Annotated in this window: 16 protein-coding genes and 1 rRNA gene; 15 read left to right on the top strand and 2 right to left on the bottom strand. The window is 47.0% G+C overall.

What is annotated here, in order from left to right; all coding sequences use genetic code 11:
* The first annotated feature begins 5 nt into the window (after positions 1 to 5).
* The 7 genes from F7231_RS16350 (at position 6) to F7231_RS16320 (ending at position 8121) form a co-directional block, all read left to right on the top strand.
* Positions 6 to 938: a ring-cleaving dioxygenase gene (locus F7231_RS16350; RefSeq protein WP_166692735.1), complete on the top strand. Its 933-nt coding sequence runs from the start codon at positions 6 to 8 to the stop codon at positions 936 to 938.
* A gap of 116 nt (positions 939 to 1054) precedes the next feature.
* On the top strand, positions 1055 to 1684 hold the full coding sequence (locus F7231_RS16345) for an alpha/beta hydrolase (protein ID WP_166692734.1): 630 nt from the start codon (positions 1055 to 1057) through the stop codon (positions 1682 to 1684).
* Between the two features lie 30 nt (positions 1685 to 1714).
* A complete protein-coding gene (locus tag F7231_RS16340; RefSeq protein WP_085411592.1) occupies positions 1715 to 2008 on the top strand; it encodes a muconolactone Delta-isomerase family protein in 294 nt (97 codons plus the stop codon).
* 50 nt (positions 2009 to 2058) lie between these two features.
* Positions 2059 to 2571, top strand: coding sequence for a guanyl-specific ribonuclease (locus F7231_RS16335; protein WP_085415031.1), 513 nt, complete (start codon positions 2059 to 2061; stop codon positions 2569 to 2571).
* Positions 2572 to 2667: 96 nt separating this feature from the next.
* Positions 2668 to 3111, top strand: coding sequence for a barstar family protein (locus F7231_RS16330; RefSeq protein WP_166692733.1), 444 nt, complete (start codon positions 2668 to 2670; stop codon positions 3109 to 3111).
* Between the two features lie 163 nt (positions 3112 to 3274).
* Positions 3275 to 6706, top strand: a complete 3432-nt coding sequence (gene mfd / locus F7231_RS16325) for a transcription-repair coupling factor (RefSeq protein ID WP_085411590.1) — start codon at positions 3275 to 3277, stop codon at positions 6704 to 6706.
* Positions 6707 to 6849: 143 nt separating this feature from the next.
* Entirely contained in the window at positions 6850 to 8121 is a 1272-nt protein-coding gene (locus F7231_RS16320) for an SUMF1/EgtB/PvdO family nonheme iron enzyme (protein WP_085411589.1), read from the top strand.
* A 39-nt stretch (positions 8122 to 8160) separates the two neighbouring features.
* Here the strand turns inward: F7231_RS16320 and F7231_RS16315 are convergent, their stop codons facing one another.
* On the bottom strand, positions 8161 to 8742 hold the full coding sequence (locus F7231_RS16315; protein WP_166692732.1) for a ComF family protein: 582 nt from the start codon (positions 8740 to 8742) through the stop codon (positions 8161 to 8163).
* A gap of 253 nt (positions 8743 to 8995) precedes the next feature.
* Between F7231_RS16315 and F7231_RS16310 the strand changes: the two genes are divergently transcribed.
* The 6 genes from F7231_RS16310 (at position 8996) to F7231_RS16285 (ending at position 19403) form a co-directional block, all read left to right on the top strand.
* Positions 8996 to 9355: a hypothetical protein gene (locus tag F7231_RS16310; protein WP_166692731.1), complete on the top strand. Its 360-nt coding sequence runs from the start codon at positions 8996 to 8998 to the stop codon at positions 9353 to 9355.
* 3 nt (positions 9356 to 9358) lie between these two features.
* Positions 9359 to 12688 carry a DUF4175 family protein gene (locus tag F7231_RS16305; RefSeq protein ID WP_166692730.1) on the top strand — a complete coding sequence of 1110 codons (3330 nt, stop codon included), beginning with the start codon at positions 9359 to 9361 and terminating at the stop codon, positions 12686 to 12688.
* Between the two features lie 62 nt (positions 12689 to 12750).
* On the top strand, positions 12751 to 14625 hold the full coding sequence (gene mnmG / locus F7231_RS16300; protein ID WP_166692973.1) for a tRNA uridine-5-carboxymethylaminomethyl(34) synthesis enzyme MnmG: 1875 nt from the start codon (positions 12751 to 12753) through the stop codon (positions 14623 to 14625).
* Between the two features lie 2 nt (positions 14626 to 14627).
* Positions 14628 to 15506, top strand: a complete 879-nt coding sequence (locus tag F7231_RS16295) for a class I SAM-dependent methyltransferase (protein ID WP_085411585.1) — start codon at positions 14628 to 14630, stop codon at positions 15504 to 15506.
* 7 nt (positions 15507 to 15513) lie between these two features.
* The gene (locus tag F7231_RS16290) at positions 15514 to 17139 is read left to right on the top strand and encodes an Ig-like domain-containing domain (protein ID WP_166692729.1); all 1626 of its coding nucleotides are present in this window, start codon (positions 15514 to 15516) and stop codon (positions 17137 to 17139) included.
* Positions 17140 to 17501: 362 nt separating this feature from the next.
* Positions 17502 to 19403: a tetratricopeptide repeat protein gene (locus tag F7231_RS16285; protein WP_310589340.1), complete on the top strand. Its 1902-nt coding sequence runs from the start codon at positions 17502 to 17504 to the stop codon at positions 19401 to 19403.
* Between the two features lie 91 nt (positions 19404 to 19494).
* Here F7231_RS16285 and thrC read toward each other — a convergent pair whose 3' ends face one another.
* Positions 19495 to 20799 carry a threonine synthase gene (gene thrC / locus F7231_RS16280; protein WP_166692728.1) on the bottom strand — a complete coding sequence of 435 codons (1305 nt, stop codon included), beginning with the start codon at positions 20797 to 20799 and terminating at the stop codon, positions 19495 to 19497.
* Between the two features lie 150 nt (positions 20800 to 20949).
* On the opposite strand from thrC, the gene pruA reads away from it, so the two are divergent.
* Together pruA and F7231_RS16270 are read left to right on the top strand one after the other, a co-directional pair.
* Positions 20950 to 22581 carry an L-glutamate gamma-semialdehyde dehydrogenase gene (gene pruA, locus F7231_RS16275; protein ID WP_166692727.1) on the top strand — a complete coding sequence of 544 codons (1632 nt, stop codon included), beginning with the start codon at positions 20950 to 20952 and terminating at the stop codon, positions 22579 to 22581.
* 193 nt (positions 22582 to 22774) lie between these two features.
* Positions 22775 to 22852: ribosomal RNA gene (locus F7231_RS16270) — 16S ribosomal RNA — on the top strand; the annotation flags it as partial.

Here is a 22852-nt window from a genome sequence, read left to right as displayed (position 1 = left end):
AAACCATGAGCACACTCATTAATGGCCTTCACCATGTAACCGCAATAGCTGGTGATACACATCGCAACGTAGACTTTTACAGGACTGTATTAGGGCTCAGGCTTTTGAAAAAAACGGTCAACTTCGATGCCCCAGATGTATACCACCTCTACTACGGCGACGAAACGGGTTCACCAGGCAGTATCTACACGTCATTTCCTTACGGAAACATTCCGCGTGGCCGTAAGGGAGCTGGTCAGTTAACATACACCGCATTTTCCGTGCCCGTTGCAGGGATGAGCTTTTGGCTCGATCGGTTGCATCAATTTCAAATTGCCTACGCCGGACCAAATAAACGGTTTGACGAAATGTATGTTCGCTTTGAAGACTATGACGGAATGGGTATCGAACTGGTTTTCAATGATGCCGACACCCGACCTGGTTATACGAACGGACAGATCGCGATTGAGAGCGCCATTCGTGGTTTTCATACCGTAACCCTGGAAGAGCTAAAGCCCGACCGGACAGTTGAGTTGCTGACCGGTATCATGCAGCACCGCCTTGTGGCCGAAGAAGGAGACTTGTTCCGCTACGAAGCTGGCACCGGGGGATCGGGCAGGTACGTTGATATTCGCGTGTCGTCTAATCCGGTTCGCGCTTTTCAGGGTGCAGGGTCTGTTCACCACGTTGCTTTTTCAACTGATAGTGACGAAACTCAGTTAATCATTCAGGAGCAACTAGCTGAAGGAGGGTATCACGTCACGCCCGTGCAGGATCGTAATTACTTCCACAGTATTTACTTCCGTGAGCCAGGTGGGGTATTATTCGAAGTAGCGACTAACCCACCTGGTTTTGCCATCGACGAGTCGCCTGACTCACTGGGTACGTCGCTGATGCTACCTTCACAATATGAGGCACGTCGGGCTCAACTAGAGAGCGTACTGCCAGTCATAAACTAGTTTTAATTCACACTTGCGCAGTTGGTTCGGTGCGTCTTTGCCCCCTGTGCGGGATTAGGACGCGCCGAACCAACTGCGCAACCCCAAGCAACAACAAACGTCAAACTTGCCTTCCCATGATTCACAATCCCAATAACTTTCTCACTGCCGGTGTACCGCTTGAAGAGGCAAAGCGTGTCATGGTCATGGTGCATGGACGAGTAGGTTCAGCGCGTGATATATTGTCGCTGAGTCAATACTTGAAGGGTGACGATATGGCTTTTGTGGCACCGCAAGCAACCGATAGCACCTGGTATCCGTACTCGTTTTTACAGCCGACCGAGCGTAACGAACCATACCTATCATCGGCACTGACAACCTTAGAGATGATCAGGGCGCGTTTACAGGCAGATTATAACGTTAAACTACCACAGTTGTACTGGCTTGGTTTCTCGCAGGGAGCCTGTTTAACACTTGAGTTTCTAGCGCGAAACCCGGCGGTGTATGGCGGCATTTTTGGGTTGAGCGGCGGGGTAATTGGACCAGATACAACACCACGCGATTATCCGGGTACGTTCGGTGGAACACCGGTTGTTTTAGGTTGTAGTGACCCTGATGCGCACATTCCGAAGGCGCGTGTGTTGGAGACAGAAGCTATTTACACCCGGATGGGAGCTACCGTGCAAACACGAATCTATAAAAATGGTGGGCATACAATTAACGAAGATGAATTATCTTTGGTTAATACCGTATTAGTGGCCAAGTAATTCTGGCCAGGCACTTAACTACTAGTTGTTATGAGTCAATTCATGGTCGAGTTCTCGCTGGCTAACATGGACGCGGCCTTTATGGCCAAAGTACCAGAGCAACGGGCCAAAATAAATGAGCTGATGGAGCAGGGGCATATTCTGTCCTACTCGCTGGCGGCTGACCGTTCTAAATTATGGTGCATTGTCAACGCCGACTCAGAGCTGGATGTGCTGGAAACCATCGCCAGTTTTCCGCTGATTGACTATATGAAGCCTGAGATTTCTGAGTTGATGTTCAACAACGTGGTGTCGCTACGGGTACCGATGTTTTCCTTGAACTGATTTTTCAAACCTATAAGGTCTTCTGAGACCTTATAGGTTTTTTTATGTCCATGCTTTTCTACCTACGCCGCTATTTCCTGTTTGTCTGCCTGTTACTGGGTACGTCGCTGTTAACTGATTGCCAGCCCCAAGCGAAAGAAACACAGGCTACTGAACAGCAATCGCATAAGAAAAAACATCGGAGAAAACACCAGGATCGCGACTACAGGCAGCGTGATGACCAGCCACGTACCCAGCAATACCAATCTGAAAAGGCTGTTAGAACAAGCACTGGTACACGTTCTCAGACTGGGCAGATTCCGCAGAAAGTGTATGATGTGCTGGTCTATGTGCGCGCTAACAAGCGGGCTATGGATGGGTACGTTGGTGGCCGCCGATTTGGTAATTTCGAGAACCACCTACCCCGGTCAGACACAGATGGAAAACCTATTCAGTATCAGGAATGGGATGTTAACCCTAAAGTGCAAGGCCGTAACCGGGGTACCGAGCGCCTGGTCACCGGCTCAGACGGCCGTGCCTGGTTCACAAACGATCATTATAACACGTTCACGGAAGTGAAATAAATAGGTTCGCTGTTCATCGTTTATGATTTGGCGTTGTTTTGCTGGCCAATGAAGCAACATCAAATCGTAAAGGATAACCAGTACCCCCCCTAAATTATGGCTGCTAACTTCATTCTGTCTTCTTCTGAGTCTGCACTGGCCGATCGGTTTCCAGATCATTTCATTGCTCACATCGACGGAAGTAAGGCACGAACACTCCGGCAATTTTATGATCAGATTGCCGATGCCCTGGAGTTTCCCGATTTTGGCAATAACCTGGATGCGCTCAACGACGCCCTGAACGATTTGCAATGGCTGGAAGACGAGAAGATCGTTCTCTATTTTACCAATACCGATCAGTTGATTAGCCAGGAACGTGATCCGAAAAAGATGGCCTCTGTACTTGCCATTCTAGAAGCAACGGCCGAAGATTGGAAATGGATGGCCGATGATGAGACTGACCTTGCCGACAAGAAGGAATTTTCCGTCGTTTTTGAGACAAGTCCCCGGCTTCAGGCATTGATGGAACAGGAAGGTATTGCGTTTGAGACAGTCGGATAGAAACGACTCCGTGACACGGAGTTAAGTTCGTTGGTCGACGCAGAAAAATGCAGACTGCAGTCCACATTACGGCAACAAATCAGCTTGTTTCGCTGTTCTTTTTATGCCGCCGGGTTTTATCGCCCGGCGGCTTTTCGTGTTCTCGCAGACCTGATTTTACGCTTTGACAACGACTGCTCTTTTATCGCTTTACGCCGACGATCCGTTTATTAACATCCTCGCGCAACCGCTGCTTAACCGCAGCAAAACTGACCCTACCCGCATTCAGGTAAAAGGCATCACAGGGAGCCTCGACGCTGTTTTAGCAGCTACGCTAACGAAACAAACCGGCGGCAATCACCTGTTTGTTCTGACTGATAAAGAAGAAGCCTCGTATTTCTTCAATGACTTGCAAAACCTCCTTGGCATTACAGAAGCCACTGATCGCGACCGGGCTACTAACTCGGTCAGCACGTCAGGCAATGTGCTGATGTTTCCCATGTCGTATAAAAAGCCTTACCAGTACGAGGAGGTTGAGAACGCCAACGTGCTCATGCGGGCCGAGGTACTGAACCAGGTAAACATTGGTAACAGGCAGAGCAACGGAATGCCACCCGGTCTCATTGTAACGTACCCAGAGGCGTTGTTTGAGAAGGTAATCAACCGGCGCTCGCTAAAGGCCAATACAATGGCTGTGCGCGTTGGAGACCGGCTCGATCCCAACTTTATTTCGGAGATGTTGCAGAGCTACGAATTCGAGAAGACTGACTTTGTCTATGAAGCTGGGCAGTTCTCGGTTCGGGGGGGGATCATCGACGTGTTCTCGTTCGCTTCTGAGTTTCCGTATCGCATTGAATTGTTTGGTGATGAAGTCGAAAGCCTGCGCCATTTTAACCCGGAAACCCAGCTATCGACCGATCGTCTTGATCTGATCAGCATTATCCCGAACGTACAGACGCGCCTCACACAGGAATCCCGCGAATCATTTCTGGACTTTTTGCCGAAGGAAACCTGCTTATGGTTCAAAGACATTGAGTTTGCCCTTGAGATTATTGAGAAATGCTTCGAACGCGCTGAGCAGAGTTTGGAACAGATAGTAGGGGCGGGGGGCAACATTCAGGTTGTCGATGATCCGGAAACGCTGTTTGAAACCCGGCGTGCTTTTCTCAATCAGGTGAAAGGGTTCACGACCGTCGAGTTTGGCCGTAAGTTCTATTTCAAGTCTGAGAACAAGCTCGCTTACCCGTCGAAACCACAGCCTTCGTTCAACAAGGATTTTAAACGTGTAGCCGAGGCACTAAGCGATTATCAGGGCAAAGGTTTCACTAATATTATAGTGGCCGAGTCGTTCAAGCAACTTGAGCGACTGAAAACCATTTTCGATGAGGTCGACCCATTTTTAAAGTTTCAAACACTGCAAGTCGGTATCAAGGAAGGCTTCGTCGATGATACGTTGAAAGTCGCCTGTTTCACCGATCACCAGATTTTCGACCGGTACTTTAAATACCGGGTTCGTGACAAATTCAGCAAATCGAAGGCACTCACCCTTCGTGAACTGAAAACCCTGCAACCAGGTGACTACGTGACACACGTCGATCATGGCATTGGCCGGTTCGCGGGTATGGAGCGTGTCGATGTGGGAGGCAATGAGCAGGAAGCGATCCGGCTCATTTACCGTGACAATGATATCCTACTGGTAAGCATTCACTCGCTCCACAAAATCTCTAAATATAGTGGGAAAGAGGGTGGACCACCAACGATGAGCAAACTTGGCTCTCAGGAGTGGGATCTTAAGAAATCGAAAGTTCGCAAGCAAGTCAAGGACATTGCCCGCGAATTGATTGCTTTGTACGCAAAAAGGCGAAATGCGCCTGGCTATCGGTTCTCCGATGATTCTTTTTTACAAGCTGAATTGGAATCATCGTTTATTTATGAAGACACCCCCGATCAGGCAAAGGCAACTGCCGATGTCAAGAATGACATGGAAAAGCCGCACCCAATGGATCGGCTTGTGTGTGGTGACGTTGGCTTCGGAAAAACAGAGGTAGCTATTCGGGCGGCGTTCAAGGCGGTAACCGATAACAAGCAGGTCGCCATTTTGGTACCGACTACCATTCTGGCTATGCAGCATTACCACACGTTTAAAGATCGGTTAGCTAACTTCCCCGTCAAGGTCGGTTATATCAACCGGTTTAAGACAACGGCGCAGATCAAGGAAACACTTCGGCAAGCCGCCGCTGGTGAACTTGGTATCCTGATTGGTACCCACCGCATCGTGAACAAGGATGTCAAGTTCAAAGACCTCGGTCTGTTGATCATCGACGAGGAGCAGAAGTTTGGCGTGAAGACAAAAGACCGGCTGAAGGAGATGCGCGTGGAAGTTGACGTACTCACACTGACTGCTACACCGATTCCGCGTACACTCCACTTCTCATTGATGGGCGCGCGTGACTTGTCCGTAATTGCTACGCCGCCACCCAACCGTCAGCCGGTAACGACCGAGACGCATCCTTTTAGCGATACTTTGGTACGCGACGCCGTTAGTTACGAATTGCGCCGGGGTGGACAGGTTTTCTTCGTGCATAACCGGGTGAGCGATATCGAGTCAATTGGGAACATGATCAAACGTCTGGTGCCCGATGCCCGAATTGGCGTGGCTCATGGTCAGATGGAAGGTGATCGGCTGGAGAAAGTTATGACCCGCTTTATTGAAGGTGAAACAGATGTACTCGTTTCCACGAATATTATTGAATCAGGTCTGGACATATCTAATGCCAACACAATTCTGATTAATCAAGCGCAGAACTTCGGATTATCGGACGTTCACCAAATGCGCGGTAGGGTGGGGCGGTCGAACAAGAAAGCCTTCTGTTATCTGCTCACACCGCCTGCTTCTGTTTTATCATCAGATGCCCGCAAACGGCTGCAAACGCTGGAGGACTTCTCTGATTTAGGCGAAGGCTTCAAGATTGCCATGCGTGATTTGGACATTCGGGGAGCTGGTAACCTGTTAGGTGCCGAGCAAAGTGGTTTCGTAAATGACCTTGGTTACGAAATGTACCATCAGATTCTGGACGAAGCCGTGCAGGAACTTCGTGAAACCGAGTTTAAAGAACTGTTCATGGATAGCCCGGATGTGTTCAAACCCCTGTTGCCCGATACTGTCATTGAGACTGACCTGGAGGTGATGATTCCGGAGTCGTATGTGACGAACATCTCTGAGCGATTATCTTTGTACACCCGCCTAGACAGCATTCAGAACCAGATTGAACTACAGGCGTTTAAGAAAGAAGTTTCCGATCGATTTGGTCCTGTTCCACGGGGAGTCGAGAATTTATTTAAAATGGTGTCCGTTCGCTGGAAAGCTGAAGAGCTACACCTTGAAAAACTGACACTTAAGAATACGATTTTGAAGGGAACCTTCGTTTCTTCCGAGAAAGACAGTCGAGCTGATAGCTTCTTTTCATCAGACCGCTTTGGCAAGGTAATTGACTACATCAAGGCGCACCCCAAAGAGTGCTCGCTTAAAGATGTCAAAAACCGACTGATCTTCACCCATCAGAACGTGACTAACATCGATCAGATGGACAGAATTCTTGAAAAACTGACAAATTAAGAAGTAAGACATGAGATGATAGAGATTAGAAATGCCGTATGTGAGAAGGACGTTGCCTTTTACAGGTTATCGATCTATTTCATCCCGCTTCTTGTCTCTTAATTCTTGCCTCTCCAATTTAAGCCTGCACACAATACACAACAATGATTCAGAAGTATCACCTGCAACGCGCGGCTTACGTGCTTCTCGCCACAGTGGTCATGGCGGCTTGTAAGTCCAAACACCCGACGAGCGTTAAACCGGGTAAGACAAGTACGGCAACGGGCATTGCCTACAACCAGAAAGAAGGCTTTCAGGTCAAGAAGTTTGCTGGTCCTAAAGCGGGTCCAAACCTTGTTTTCATTGAGGGAGGTCGCTTTACCTTAGGCGCACTGGAAGAGGACGTCATGAAATCGAATGACAACCACGAGCGGACCGTTTCGATTCAGTCATTCTACATGGATGAAACGGAGATTGCCAACATTCACTACCTCGAGTATCTAGATGCTATTCGCCGTGATTCATCAGAGGAAGTATACAGCCGTGCTCTGCCTGATACGACAGTATGGGCAAACCCACTTTCATTCAACGACTCGTACGTAACCCAGTACCTGCGTTATCCGTCTTTCCGCTATTATCCGGTGGTAGGCGTATCGTGGGTGCAAGCTAATGACTACTCTGTTTGGCGTACAGGCGCTGTAAATGCTGAGCTGTATAAGAGTGGCAATGGTAAAGCGAAAAGCGGAAAAGGGTTCTCGCTCAAGCGTAAATCGAAAGCAGCTGACCCTGCTGCTGAAACCGTACAAGGTGCCGAGACAGCCACTGCTGCTGCTAAGCCCAACCTCGAAAGTGGTCTTATTCTCCCTGATTATCGCCTCCCAACGGAAGCAGAGTGGGAGTATGCTGCTAAAGCTTTGATCGGTACACAATACGTTGACGAGAACCAGTCGAACCAGCGGATTTACCCTTGGGATGGTTCATCAGTTCGTAACCCGAAGAAAGGTCGTAAGCAAGGTCAAATGCTGGCGAACTTCAAGCGGGGTCGTGGTGACTATGCTGGTATCGCCGGCCGCTCGAATGATGGTGCTATCATCACACAGCAGATTTACGCGTACCCTGCCAACGATTTCGGTCTTTACAACATGGCTGGTAACGTAAACGAATGGGTGTACGACGTATATCGGCCAATGACATTTCAGGTTGAAAATGACTTGAACCCAATCCGTCGGAATGGCTATCTCGATGAAGCCAAGAACTACGACAGCAAGGGTAATAACTCACTTATCGATGACAAGCTACGAGTTTATAAAGGAGGTTCATGGAGCGACGTAGCTTACTGGCTAGCGCCAGGTACGCGCCGGTTTATGGATCAGGACTCAGCCACAGCCACGATCGGTTTCCGTTGCGCCATGATCGGCGTTGGTCGGAACAAGTAGTTACAGCACATAGCTTATTTTGCTTCAGGCGGCCACTCGTTATCGGGTGGCCGCTATTGTTATAATACCTATTGTTGCGGCACCAGCGGCACGCAACTGAGCGATGCAGGCCTCTAGTGTGGCTCCGGTGGTCAGCACATCATCCACGATAATTACGTGTTGTCCCTGCACCACAATGGGCTTCATCACTTTAAATACGTTCGCCACATTCGTCCACCGGTCAATCCGGTTTTTACGGGTTTGCGACGAAATAAACTGGGTACGTTCCATTACGTCTGGACGACTCACAATCCCCATACTCATTGATAACCCCTCGGCAATCCACTCGCTCTGGTTATAACCGCGCTGCTCACGGCGTAGTGAGTGAATTGGCACCGGAATAAGCATGTCAGCCTGCATCGGTAATCCGTTCAACTCAGCTAGTTCTTGCCCGTACCATTTTCCTAGCTGTAAACCCAAATCGCGTTTACCCCGGTATTTCATCTGGTGAATCAATCGTTGTACAATGCTCTTCTTTGTAAAGTAGGCGTATGCACATACGTAGTCTACCAGTACACGGCCACCAAATTTGTGGAGCAGCACTGATTGTTCTTCTCCCGTGTTTAGGTGTGGAAGCTGCATTCGGCAGGTTGAGCACAGGCCTTTTTCCTCACCATACAGCATTGCCTGGCAGCCCGCACAAAGTGTTGGGTAGAAGAGATAAATAAGGTTCTCAAAAGCTGATCGAATAAACGGAAGCATCTTCATTCTTCGTTTCATTTACACACGCTAACTATATCAGTTATTGGCGCTTATAAATCTGTTATAGCATTACTTACCCATATCCTGCTTTGCTGGAAATCCCGTAATTTTAATCAATCATTACCAACTTATTATGCGTACCAACATTGCTTCATCTACCCTTGATACAGATTGGGAATTGTTACTCGACAAACTTGACCAATTGGTTGGGAAACGGCCGGCAGATTTAAATGGTGTGTTGTTTCTGATTGGTATGCAGGAGCTTGGTCGGGGACCTAAGCGGTTCTCAAAAGAGCAGAAGCAAGACTTACTACATGTTGCCGTTTGTACTGTGCTTAGCCAATCTGGCTATTACGCACCTACTGGCCTGGATAAGGATAACTGGCCGCTCTTCGACTTATTGAAACCATTACCTTCTGGCGACATTCTTGCTCAGGAAGACTTATTGAAATCACACGTGTTGCTCTATTTTGACCCGATGCTCAACAGCTAAACTATGGTTACCCAATCTTCTTTCTCCGCATTAACTCAGCAGATCGACGAATACAAGCGCCGGTATTTCCAGAATCAGCTGATCAAGGGCTCTCTGCTCTTTCTGGGCATCTTACTGGCAACGTACCTGCTCTTGAATACAGTTGAGTACTATGGCCGCTTTAGCACGCCTGTTCGCGCGTTTATGCTATTCAGTTTCATCGGCCTGTTTCTGGCAGGTACGTATGGCTATATTATCAAACCTTTAATGGGTTTGTATGGACTTCGCAAACCTATATCCGATGAAGTAGCTGCTCACCAGATTGGACAGTTCTTTCCTGAGATTGGCGATAAGCTACTGAATACCCTTCAACTCCGTAGCCTCACCTCTTCACAAAGCGACCTGCTGAAGGCGAGTATCGAGCAGCGGTCAAGTCAGTTGTTGATCACCCGTTTTTCGTCGGCTATCCAGCTAAATAAGAACCGTAAGTTCGTCAAGTTCGCGCTGATCCCTGCTGCGGTAATTGGTGGCATTTTGCTACTCTATCCTGCGTTTTTCACCAAGAGTTCGTCACGGATTGTACAGTTCGACAAGGAGTTTGTGGAAGAAGCGCCTTTCCGATTTATCCTTGATTCGAAACGGCTTGAAGCGTTTCGTAATGAGGATTTTACTCTTAAACTTCACCTGGAAGGTGATGCTGTTCCCGACGCCGTGTATTTAGTGTTAAACGACACACGTTTTAAGTTGGAGAACGTGGGCAAGAATGCGTATGCCTACACATTCGATAATGTGCAGCGTGACCTTGATTTTCGAGTATCAGCGGCAGGCTTCAACTCGCCCACGTATCAACTCGAATTACTTGACAGGCCTTCTGTTCTCTCGTTCGATGTGTCACTAACGTACCCGGCTTACTTGGGAAAACCTTCTGAGCAGCTAGCCAATGTGGGTAATTTGCTGGTACCAGAAGGCACATCCATCCAATGGAAATTCCTGGCTGATCATGCCGATTCGCTGGCTGTTCAGTTTGCTCCAGGTGGTACCGTTCGGGCTTCACAGGTTGAGGATAATGCTTTTGGTCTTACACATCGAGCAACTCAGTCAGGTACGTATTCATTGAACTTAATGAATCGCCACGCTCGGAATGGGGGAGACCTAACCTATTCAATACAGGTGATTCCAGACCGTTTCCCACAGATCAATCTTCAGAAAACGCAAGACTCAGTCACCTATAACTACATTGGCCTTTACGGTCTGATTACCGATGACTACGGCTTCTCAAATCTGAAACTGGTAGCAACCGTATCCAGGGCAGATGGGGCTACTAAGCAATCGTTTACCCGGCCAATTCCGATTACCGCCTCTACCACGTCGCAGAATTACGTCTATAACTGGAGCCTGGATAGCCTAAAGCTTCAGCCCAACGACAAGCTCGACTATTACGTACAGGTCGCGGATAATGATGGCGTACATGGCCCTAAAACGACCCGATCGTCAGTTATGACTTTTGCAGTGCCCTCCGTTGATCAACTGCAACAGCAGGTAGAAGAGTCGGCTGAAAAAACGGAGCAGCAGATGGAAGCTGCTATGAAGACAGCACAAGCTATCAAGAAAGAACTAGCCCAGCTTGAGGAACGGATGCGTACGAAGAAGTCGTCGGACTTTCAGGACAAAAAGCAGCTTCAGGATATTCTTCAAAAGCGCGATGAGTTGATGAGCGAGATCGAAAAGCTTCAGGAGCAATTCAAGAAGACAAATGATACGCAGCAACGTATGAATCCGCAGCAGCAGGAAGCTATGAAGCAAAAGCTGGAGCAACTGCAAAAGCTATTCGATCAAATGCAGGACCCGGAATCGAAGAAGCTATACGACGAGTTGAAGCAGATGATGGAGAAGAAACAGGATGAACGCTCATCTGAACTCATGAATAAATTGAACCGAAAGGAGCGAAACTTAGAGAAAGAGCTTGACCGTGCGCTTAAGATGTTCAAGCAAATGCAGCAGGACCAGAAAGCAGAAAACGCAATTAAGGAACTTGAAAAGCAGGCTGAGAAGCAGGAAAAACTTGCTGAGAAGAACGAAAAAGAAGAGGCTAAGAAAGACCCCGCTGCTCTAGAGAAACAAAAGGAAGAGCAAAAGAAAGCAGAAGAGGATTTCAAAAAGCTTCAAGAGCAACTCGATAAACTGAAAGAGGACGCAGAGAAAGAGAAGCTTTCTTCGCCTGATACACAGGAAAAAGAGCAGCAGGATATTGAGAAGCAGATGGAGGAATCGAAAAAGGAACTCGATAAGAAGGAGCAGAAGAATGCTGCCCAGTCTCAGAAGAAAACAGCCAAGTCGATGCGTAATATGGCCAAATCAATGGCTGAATCGATGGAAGGCATGGATATGAAGAGTATGTCCGAAAACCTTGATGATCTACGTAATCTGCTGGATAACCTCATCACACTCTCTTTCACGCAGGAACGTCTGATGCGCGACTTTAAAAGCATGAGTCTACAGGACCCACGTGTACTCAAGCTATCACAGGAGCAGATTCGGCTGCAGGATAACGCCAAAGTCTTAGAAGATAGCCTAAACTCACTAGCTTCACGTGAGCCCCAGATTCAACCCTTCGTTACGCGCGAGCTGACTAATATGCGCTACTATATGGATGAAAGTTCACGGTTCCTCAAGGAACGTAGACTCAGCATGGCATCGGCCCGTCAGCAGTCGTCCATGACTTCTATCAACAACCTGTCGCTTATGCTGAATGATGCATTTAAGCAAATGCAGGATCAGATGAACGCGATGGCAATGCCGGGTAAAGGAAAAAGTAAAGGAAAGAGTAAGGGAGAGCAGCCATCTCCCGGTATTGGCGAGAAGCAACAGCAATTAAATGAACGTATCCAACAGCTATCTCAAGGCGGCAAACAAGGACGTGCTTTGTCAGAAGAATTATCTCGTCTAGCTGCCGAGCAGGGGGTACTTCGCGACATGTTAAAAGAACTGCAGGATAAAGCAAAAGGTACTGAAGCTGGAAAGCAACAGGCTGAAGAAGTACAGGATCTTATGAAAAAGATGGATGAGACCGAAACGGATTTGGTTAACAAACGCATTAACCCAGCCGTCAATAATCGACAAAAAGACATCTTGACTCGTTTGCTGGAATCGGAGAAAGCACTACGTCAACAGGAGGAAGATCCAAAGCGGCAGGGCGAAGCAGCTAAACAACAGAAGATCAGTCAACCAACATTTTTCATACCTGATTCGCAAAGTCGATCTCGCCAAGTTGAAGCGTTACGAACTGTTTCGCCCGCTTACAACTTATTCTATAAGCGTGAGTCGAACAAGTATTTGCAGAAGCTCACCAAGTAGTCGAGGCAACTTTTTAAGTTTTCGTGAAAGTTTCCACGTGGAACATTTTTAAATTTTCACTGATGTTTAATGAATATGATGTCATCGTTGTAGGCGCGGGGCATGCAGGCTGTGAAGCTGCACATGCCGCAGGAACTATGGGTTCCAGCGTCTTACTGATTACGATGAACATGCAGACGATTGCCCAAATGTCTTGTAACCCGGCCATGGGTGGCGTGGCAAAAGGCCAGATCGTCCGTGAAATAGATGCGTTAGGCGGGCAATCAGGTATCATCAGCGATAAAACGATGATCCAGTTCCGCATGCTCAACAGATCAAAAGGTCCAGCAATGTGGAGCCCTCGTTGCCAGAGCGACCGTCAATTATTTGCTCAGGAATGGCGCGATACGTTGGAACGAAACCCGAATGTTGATTTTTGGCAAGACACGGTAGATGCCGTCCTTGTAAAAGACGGGCGGGTAACGGGCGTTCGCACAGCCATGGGTGTAGAGGTGAAAGGTAAATCGGTTGTCCTAACCAATGGCACGTTTCTCAATGGACGGCTATTCATCGGTGAAAAAACCTTTGGGGGTGGACGTACCGGCGAACGCTCTGCAACCGGCCTCACAGAGCAATTGATTAATCTGGGATTCGAGTCGGGTCGAATGAAAACCGGCACGCCACCACGCGTAGACGGACGCAGTCTGGACTATACGAAGATGGAAGAACAGCTCGGGGACGAGAACCCAGGCAAGTTCTCTTATAGCAATACTCCTGCATTGACCAAGCAGCGGTCGTGTTGGATTACCTACACAGATGGAGCCGTACACGACGTATTGAAAGAAGGCTTTGAGCGATCACCTATGTTTACGGGTCGTATCAAAGGATTGGGACCACGTTACTGCCCATCGATTGAAGACAAGATTAATCGATTTGCAGATAAAGACCGGCACCAAATCTTCGTGGAACCTGAAGGTTGGAACACAGTAGAAGTATATGTCAATGGCTTCTCAACCTCATTGCCAGAAGATATTCAATACCGTGCACTGACCAAGATAGCCGGGTTCGAAAAAGCTAAGATGTTCCGTCCTGGGTACGCGGTGGAATATGACTTTTTCCCGCCAACACAACTAAAACAAACGCTTGAAACGCAGTTAGTTGAGAATCTTTTCTTTGCTGGCCAGATCAACGGAACGACCGGTTATGAAGAAGCGGCTTGTCAGGGATTGATGGCGGGTATAAATGCTCATCAAAATTCACACGAATTAGCCCCATTTACCATTAGTCGGTCTGAGGGATACATCGGCGTTTTGATCGATGACCTGATTACGAAAGGTACTGAAGAGCCATACCGCATGTTTACATCGCGAGCTGAATTTAGAACGTTGCTTCGTCAAGATAATGCTGACCTACGACTGACCGAAAGAGGGCACGCTATCGGCTTAGCAGACGACAACAGGCTGAATGTGATGCGGCTCAAGAAAGCAGGCATTGAGCAATTGACTACTATTTTCCGGCAGGCAAAACTACGTCCCGAAGAAGTAAATGACTGGCTTACGGCTAGGAACTCGGCCTCTCTACGCGAGAAGTCAGTTGTGTTAAGCTTAATCAAACGCCCCGAAATAGATGCTGCAGATGTACGTCAATTGCTGGACATGATTGGTGCATCAGGGGAATTTGTGTCCAGTTCATTCAGCACTGAAACGATCGAACAAGCGGTTATCGAAATCAAGTACGACGACTATTTGAGCCGCGAACGCCAGAATGCGGAGAAGCTAAGGAAATGGGAAACCTTGGAGATTACGCCCATGTTCGATTTCGACAAAGTGAAAGCACTCTCGTTTGAAGGGCGTGAAAAGCTTAAGAAACTAAGGCCTCAGACCATTGGTCAGGCTACTCGGATAAGCGGTGTGAGCCCATCCGATATTTCTATATTGTTGGTTTACATGGGTCGCTAATCGTGGAAGAATTAAAAGAATGTCCGGCATGCTCAGGTACGTCATTTACCCCGTACCTGACTTGTCAGGATCAACTAGTTAGTCAAAAGCAGTTTGCAATTCAACAGTGCAGTACATGCCAGTTGCTATTTACCAACCCTCGCCCAACAGCAGCAGAAATTGGCTCTTACTACAAATCTGACACATACATCTCCCACGATGATACTCAGAAAGGCCTGGTCGACACAGTATACCGAACTGTTCGTTCTTATGCACTGAACCAAAAAGAAAGCTGGATCAGATCTATGAACGGTGGGGTAGGGGCACTGCTCGACTATGGATGCGGAACCGGTGCCTTCATTAGAGAATGCCAGGAGAAGGGTTGGACAATTACAGGTTTCGAACCAGATGCAGATGCCCGTCGATTAGCAGCCGAGCGAACTAGCCAAAAAATCTTAAAAGATTCGAGTGAGCTCCAAAGTTTGGCTAACCTTGACGTTATTACGTTATGGCACGTGCTTGAACATGTAGCCGACTTACATGAGACACTGGCAATGCTGGCTAACTCATTACGGTCTGGCGGTCACTTAGTGGTAGCAGTGCCTAATCCGGCGTCCAAGGATGCAGCCATATACGGTTCAAATTGGGCCGCTTATGACGTACCCAGACATTTATATCATTTCACGCCCGATGTTTTGACAGGATTAATTGAAACGTACGGTCTAAAACTCCAAAAGAGACTGCCTATGCGCTTTGATGCCTACTACATCGCTATGCTAAGCACAAAGCATCGAGATGGAAAAATCAATTACGGTGAAAGCGTTATAAACGGGTTGCGTTCAAACAAGGCGGCTGCCAGGACAGGTAATTATTCGAGCCTCACATATGTATTCAGGAAATAACAATAAAATGAAATCAGACGCTTACCGAACGCCCTCATTGTGGGGCGTTTTCTTATTGCTGTGCATTGCCATTTTTGGTAGCAACTGTGCTCAGATAGCCCAACCCCCAGGAGGCAAGAAAGATACACTTGCGCCCAAGTTAATCGATAGTAACCCAAAAATGAGGGCGAAAAACGTAAAGCCAAAGCAAGTCGAACTATTCTTTGATGAGTATATCAATGTCGAAAACCTCCCTCAAAAAACAATTATCACGCCTGGCAGTGGCATGACATTCGATTACCGCGCCAAGCCTACCAGTGTAGTGCTGATCTTCAATGAGCCACTAAAAGACAGTACTACCTACACAATTAGCTTCACGGATGGAATTAAGGATGCCAGTGAGCGAAACCCAGCTACCAATTTAAAACTGGTATTTAGTACAGGTAGTCAACTAGACTCCTTAAGCCTGAGTGGAACGGTGTCTAACGTTACAACGGGAACCACAGTCGAAGGAGCACTTGTAGGGCTTTATTCTCCCCAGGATACTCTGGATGCCCAGCGAACAAAGCCAGTTTACTACACGAAAACGGATACGTCGGGTCGATTCATTATCGAAAATGTAAAGGCAGGAACGTATGACGTATTATCGTTCACAGACAAAAACAACAACTTTCTCTTCAACCCGAACGGAGAAGATATCGGTTTCTTGAAAGATCGGGTAAAGCTCGATAAATCAATAAACGGCCTGACTATCGAGCTATTTGACCAGAATACGACGCCAACACGAATTCAACGGACCGACTCAAGATCAGACAGTTATACACTCAATTTAAATAAAGGCGTCGAGACATATTCCGTAAGATTCAGGGATGCTAAAGACAGTCTTCCTTCTATACAGCCTGCTGTAAACCAGATTAAATTCTTTCGGACTAAGGAGACTACTGACACCTTGTCTATTTTACTTACGGCAGTAGATTCCCTGGGAGCGACAAACACGCTGAAGCACACGATTAACTTTCGCCAAAAGAGCAAACGCGAAAAGCCTGAAGATTTCACGTTTAAAGCCGAACCCACGCCCAACGATGCAGTAGAACCAACATTCACTTGGAAATTACTCTTCAACAAGCCAATCGAAAGAGTCAATAATAAGCAGATACAGTTTTCAATTGATAGCCTAACCACAACCGATCTAAGTTCATACACATCGACAATAGGGAAACAGCAGACCGAACTTGAAACACGGATAGCGACTAAAGGACGCAAGTTCGTTCGGATCAAGCTGGCCAGAGATGCCGTTCAGAGTGTATTGGGTGATACGATTACGGCTGCAACTATAACGTACCCAATTCTTGACCCCGAAAATTATGGTGTTTTACGCGGACAGATAACCACGACGGAGCCTAACTACATTCTTGAGTTGATTGATGAACGCAAAACGGTGATTCAACGACTTAAGAACAGAGCTACGTATGAGTTTAAAAACATCAAACCAGGAAAGTACAGGTTGAGGTTGATCATCGACACGAATAACAATGGAATTTGGAACACGGGACGTTATGAGTTCAGAGTGCCAGCAGAGCCAATCATCTATTACCCGGGTACGTTGCTAATCAAACAGAACTTTGAAGTGGAAAGTATCAACTTGACCTATTAGAAAAGGTCAATAAAAACTATATTTTTCGCCGATTTCCTGTGGAGAATAGCGTGGAAAACCCTTGACAATGTGTGGATAACACCAAACACAGAGAATCATGAATGTGGATGAAAGAAGTCTTCTTAACAATTCGTTGTTATCCACAGTATTGCATGTGCAGAAGATGCCTGTTTTGAACGCCCATTGAACAAGTTATGCGCTTAATTTTATGTGGACATCAGTAGTCCACAAATACACGTTGGCTTATGGATGGAAATGTTGATAACTTGTAAAAATCAGGATTAGAGCCAGAGAGACGGTGGAATACGTGTAAACAGTAGTGGATAACTCTCAAAGATTATACACACTCAACATAAATTTTAGTGGACAACCCATTTGTACACTTATGCACAGGGCTAATAGAGACATTAAAAGGGTTTAGAAACCAAAACTATAAAATGAAAAATAGGGCTTGTGGAAAGATTTTGCTGGGTTTCCTGCTTTTGGTCAGTCAGCTGAGTCAAGGGCAGACAGAGCAGGACTTGGCTGATGAATACTTCAAAAATGGAGAATTTGAGAAGGCCGCTGCAGAATACGGGAAACAGGTCCGTAAGAATGAGGAGAACGGGGGACCAGCCTGGCAAACCGTGTACAGGTATATTGCCAGCCTGAAAAAATCGAAAAAAGCAGATGAAGCTGATCGACAGCTGAAAAAATGGGCAAAAGCGGACGGCAATTTGAAAGCCTATGCGTTGCTCCTTACAGGGAGCAGTGCGCAGGAAACGGGTGACACGCTGGCCGCTAAGAAGCAGTTTAGCCAAGTGTACGATCTATGGAAAGGCGACCCAATGAAAGTGGCCAGGGCTGGCGAATTGTTTGAGGAGGTAGGAGCAACGGATTGGGCGATTCAGGCCTATCAGAAGGGACAACAACTTACAGACGATCCAACCTTTCATGCAGAGGACTTAGCGACGCTCTATCGCGCCAAAGGCGACACGAAGCGGTGGATTGAAACACTACTTCCCCTTGCCCAGAAACCAGATCAGCGAGAGCGGGTACAGGGCGCTTATCAGGGACTAATTAACTCAAAAGAGGAGCCTCTGCTCGAGCAGGTATTGTATGATCGTGTACAGAAAGAACCGGAGTCGATCGCCACAAACGATATGCTGACTTGGTACTACCTGCAAAAGCAGAAATTTAGCCGCGCACTCCTGCAAGAAAAAGCAATGGATAAGCGGTTGAAATTGTCAGGAGCCAAAGTATTTGAACTAGCTGGCTTAGCGATGACCAACCACGAATACAAAACAGCAATCGACTCATATGAATACATAATCCAGACATATCCACAAGGTACGTTCTATCCCTATGCCCGACGCATGATTATAAACGCGCGTGAGGAGCAGGTCAAAAACACGTACCCAATTGAAAAGACTGAGATTCGGAAGCTCATTCAAGATTACCAGCGTGTATTGAGTGATGTGGGTATAACAGCCAAAACGCTGGACGCGCTGCGAAACTCGGCCAATCTGTACGCTAATTACCTGGATGAGAAAGACTCTGCTCTGGTAATGCTGGAAAAAGCGATCACTATGGGGAAAAGTGATCCTCAATTTGTGGATAAGTGCAAATTAGACAAAGGAGATGTATATCTCCTGAAGAACGAGCCCTGGGAGTCAACGTTATTATATTCTCAGGTGGAAAAATCACAGAAAGACGATTTGATGGGATATGAAGCTAAACTTAAGAACGCCAAGCTTCATTACTATCGGGGTGATTTTACACTGGCCAAATCGGTACTGGATGTACTGAAAATGGCGACAACACGAGAAATAGCCAACGATGCTGAACAGCTAAGCATGTTGATACTAGACAACACAGGCTTAGATAGCACGGAGGCAGCCATGCGTGACTACGCAGCTATTGACTTGTTGCTTTTCCAAAACAAGTTGGACGAAGCAACCAATCAGGTGAATGTAATGCTGAAAAAGTATGAAAAACATACCCTGGCCGATGAGTTGATCTGGCTTCAGTCAAAAATCTATGTGCGTGAGGGAAAAATAGATGAGGCAATCGCTAATCTTAAAACGATTGTTGATAAATATCCACTTGACATTCTGGGCGATGATGCCCTGTATGAAATGGCCAAATTGACCGACGAGCGCAGGAAAGATAAAGTAGAATCGCTGAAGCTATATCAGCAATTTCTAACAACGTACCCAGGCAGCTTATTCGCTGCCGATGCACGGAAGCGGCTTCGGCAGCTACGTGGCGATGCGATTAACTAGAAAACGGAGGCGCATTACTCGATATGACGTAGCTAAACGACAATGCCCCGATCTGTTAACAGATCGGGGCATTGTCGTTTAGGTGGTAGAGCTAAACTAGCTGCAGCAATGATTCTTTAAAGGCGGCGAAAGTAGCTGGAATAGCAGCAGCCTGTTTTGTACGATTTGCAAGGGTAGCTAATCGTTCAGGCACATCAACTGAATGTCCAAAAATAGTATCCACAGCGGGGCTAAATTTAGCCGGATGAGCAGTTGCCAACGCAATACCACAGTTATCCACATAGGAATGTTGATAACTTTCCAAGCCTAATAGGCCTACTGCAGTATGGGGACAAGCAATGTAATTGTATGAATCTCGTAAGGCCAACATTTCATCAACTGTTTGAGCATCAGTGAAATGAAAGCCAGAAATGAGTTGATTAATATGGTCAAAGTCATCATTGAATAAACGCTGAAGACGAACGAAATTGCTTGGATTACCAACGTCCATAGCATTTGACAGCGTTGTTAATGAATCGATAGGTGAATAGAGCCCAGACGTTAAATAGTCAGGAACAACCTTATTCATATTGGTAGCGGCTACAAACGCTTGAACAGGTAAGCCCATGCGCCAGGCAAGAACGCCGGCACTAAGATTACCGAAATTTCCGCTGGGGGTAGAGAATACAACAGGAGCATGGTCAGCACCTAGCTGAGCCATAGCTCGGAAGTAATAGAAGCTCTGTGGAATTAATCGAAAAATGTTGATTGAGTTAGCTGACGATAGAGAGAAGGCAGAAGTTAGATCCTCATCGAGGAAAGCAGCTTTAACCATAGCTTGACAATCATCGAAAGATCCATCAACTTCAAATGCATGAATGTTTCCACCGAGCGTAGTTAGTTGCTTTTCCTGCAGCATACTCACCCGGCCTTTAGGGTAGAGAATGGAAACACGAACGCCAGGTACGTTGTGGAAACCCATTGCTACGGCGCCACCTGTATCACCAGACGTAGCTACCAAGATATGTACTTCTCTGGAGCGCATACCTGAATAGATAGACATAAGGCCCGCCATAAATCGGGCACCAACGTCTTTAAATGCGAGGGAAGGGCCATGAAAGAGTTCCAGCACGTACTTACGGCCAGCTTCTAATTCGACAAGCGGTGTGTCGAAAGGAAAGGCATGTGTAACCAACTCCTCGATCTGAGCATTGGTTAGTTCCTCATGGAGCCAAAGCTTAGTGAGTTTGTATGCAATTTCAGCAAGCGACTGGTTTAGGATACTATCAAGAAAGTCAGCCGGTAGCTGAGGAATCGACGAAGGCATATATAAGCCTTTATCCTGAGGAAGGCTGTTAAAAAGCGCTTCCTGCACAGAAACAATATTGGCTGAATTATTCGTGCTGTAGAATGTCATGAGCAGAGAAAAGCAAAAAAGAGATTGCAAGTTAGCCGTAAAGTACCTGAAACAGAAAGCAAAGCTTCGATCTACTAAGTAGGCTGAAGACGCAACTGAACACATAAAGGGGTTGGATTTGTTAAGTTTGCAAGAGACAAACTATCGACAATGACAAACGGAATAATCGGGGTACCGCATCCCATGAACGAACCAGTAAAGGAATATCGAATTGGTTCGACAGAGCGCACTGCCCTGCAAGAGGCCCTGAAACTAGCGAAAGCAAGCGAAAAAGAGCTGCCAATGTGCATCAATGGAAAAGCAGTCTTTGGCAGCAAAAAGATAAGGGTTTCGCCCCCACATGAACATGCTCACACACTTGGCTACATTCACGAAGGCGATGCTTCACACGTAAACCAGGCCATAGAGGCAGCACTTGCCGCTCGGGAGAGCTGGGCGGCTATGCCGTGGGAGCAACGTGCCAGCATTTTTCTGAAAGCTGCTGATCTCTTGGCGGGACCTTACCGGGCAACGATCAATGCTGCTACTATGCTGGGACAGTCTAAAAACGCGTACCAGGCTGAAATTGACTCTGCTTGTGAGTTCATCGATTTTCTGCGGTTCAATGTGCATTACATGACCGAGATATACGCCCAACAACCTTATTCGCCACCAGGCGTATGGAACAGATTGGAATACCGGGCACTGGAAGGATTCGTATTTGCGCTAACCCCATTTAACTTCACAGCGATAGCCGGAAACTTACCTACATCAGCCGCTTTGATGGGCAATGTAGTTGTCTGGAAACCCGCCTATACGCAAGCCTATTCGGCGCAGGTGATCATGGAGGTCTTACAGAAAAGTGGTTTACCCGACGGCGTGATAAACCTGATCTACGTTGATGGCCCGGAAGCTGGTGGGGTAATCTTCAAACACCCCGATTTTGCAGGCATTCACTTTACGGGTAGCACTAGCGTGTTCCAGACTATTTGGCAGGAAATCGGGAAAAACATAGGTACGTACAAAACCTATCCTCGTGTGGTGGGCGAAACTGGTGGTAAAGACTACATACTGGTGCATAATACGGCTGATGTAACGGAGTCGGTTGTCGCCATGATACGGGGTGCATTTGAGTATCAGGGACAGAAGTGTTCCGCAGCCTCAAGAGCCTATGTACCGAACAGTTTGTGGCCGGCTATTAAAGCTCAATTGCAGGAGGAACTCGCTAAACAAACAATGGGAAGCGTAGAAGATTTCAGCAACCTGTTTAATGCGGTAATTGATGCAAAATCGTTCAAGAAGATTACAACATACATCGACAAAGCCAAGGCTGATGGTGAAACGATCATAGCGGGAGGGAATTACAGTGACGAAATCGGGTACTATATTGAACCAACAGTTATAGAAGTATCCGATCCAAAGTACCAAACAATGTGTGATGAACTCTTTGGGCCTGTACTGTCCGTATACGTCTATGACGATACAAAGCTCGATGATGTAGTGAGCCTAATTGACACAACATCGCCCTACGCGTTAACGGGAGCGATATTGGCTAAAGACCGACATGTAATAACAGAACTGACGGCAAAGTTGGTGAATACAGCGGGTAACTTTTACATCAACGATAAGCCCACTGGGGCTGTTGTTGGCCAGCAACCATTCGGTGGTGCACGGGCTTCAGGCACTAATGATAAGGCGGGCTCAGCTGTTAATTTGATGAGATGGGTATCAATGCGAACAATTAAGGAGACCTTAGTTTCCCCAAGATCAGTGAGTTATCCATTTATGGAAAAAGTTTTTTAAATTATTTTCAGTACAGGGCTTGCGTAAAGGCAAATGTCACCCTACCTTTGCAGTCCCAAATCGATAGAAACAGCGCACAACGGTGAGCGAGTTTATCAAACAGGGATCAGTTCTTTGGCGTATTGGCAGAATAGTAAAGCACAAATCGTGCTAGAAACATAGTAGTTACTTTCGAGTAGCTACGCACATATTTACGATGGAGAGTTTGATCCTGGCTCAGGATGAACGCTAGCGGCAGGCCTAATACATGCAAGTCGGACGGGTAGCAATA

The organism is Fibrivirga algicola (assembly GCF_011742925.1).
GTDB lineage: Bacteria > Bacteroidota > Bacteroidia > Cytophagales > Spirosomataceae > Fibrella > Fibrella algicola.
The sequence above is the reverse complement of the archived record's forward strand: the minus strand, read 5'-3'. Positions and strand labels throughout refer to the sequence as shown.

Coding starts and splice junctions, on each gene's coding strand:
- F7231_RS16305 (WP_166692730.1), top strand. CDS start 9,359: ATGGTTACCCAATCTTCTTTCTCCGCATTAACTCAGCAGATCGACGAA.
- F7231_RS16320 (WP_085411589.1), top strand. CDS start 6,850: ATGATTCAGAAGTATCACCTGCAACGCGCGGCTTACGTGCTTCTCGCC.
- pruA (WP_166692727.1), top strand. CDS start 20,950: ATGACAAACGGAATAATCGGGGTACCGCATCCCATGAACGAACCAGTA.
- F7231_RS16350 (WP_166692735.1), top strand. CDS start 6: ATGAGCACACTCATTAATGGCCTTCACCATGTAACCGCAATAGCTGGT.
- F7231_RS16310 (WP_166692731.1), top strand. CDS start 8,996: ATGCGTACCAACATTGCTTCATCTACCCTTGATACAGATTGGGAATTG.
- mnmG (WP_166692973.1), top strand. CDS start 12,751: ATGTTTAATGAATATGATGTCATCGTTGTAGGCGCGGGGCATGCAGGC.
- F7231_RS16330 (WP_166692733.1), top strand. CDS start 2,668: ATGGCTGCTAACTTCATTCTGTCTTCTTCTGAGTCTGCACTGGCCGAT.
- F7231_RS16290 (WP_166692729.1), top strand. CDS start 15,514: ATGAAATCAGACGCTTACCGAACGCCCTCATTGTGGGGCGTTTTCTTA.
- thrC (WP_166692728.1), bottom strand. CDS start 20,799: ATGACATTCTACAGCACGAATAATTCAGCCAATATTGTTTCTGTGCAG.
- F7231_RS16340 (WP_085411592.1), top strand. CDS start 1,715: ATGAGTCAATTCATGGTCGAGTTCTCGCTGGCTAACATGGACGCGGCC.
- F7231_RS16335 (WP_085415031.1), top strand. CDS start 2,059: ATGCTTTTCTACCTACGCCGCTATTTCCTGTTTGTCTGCCTGTTACTG.
- F7231_RS16315 (WP_166692732.1), bottom strand. CDS start 8,742: ATGCAGCTTCCACACCTAAACACGGGAGAAGAACAATCAGTGCTGCTC.
- F7231_RS16345 (WP_166692734.1), top strand. CDS start 1,055: ATGATTCACAATCCCAATAACTTTCTCACTGCCGGTGTACCGCTTGAA.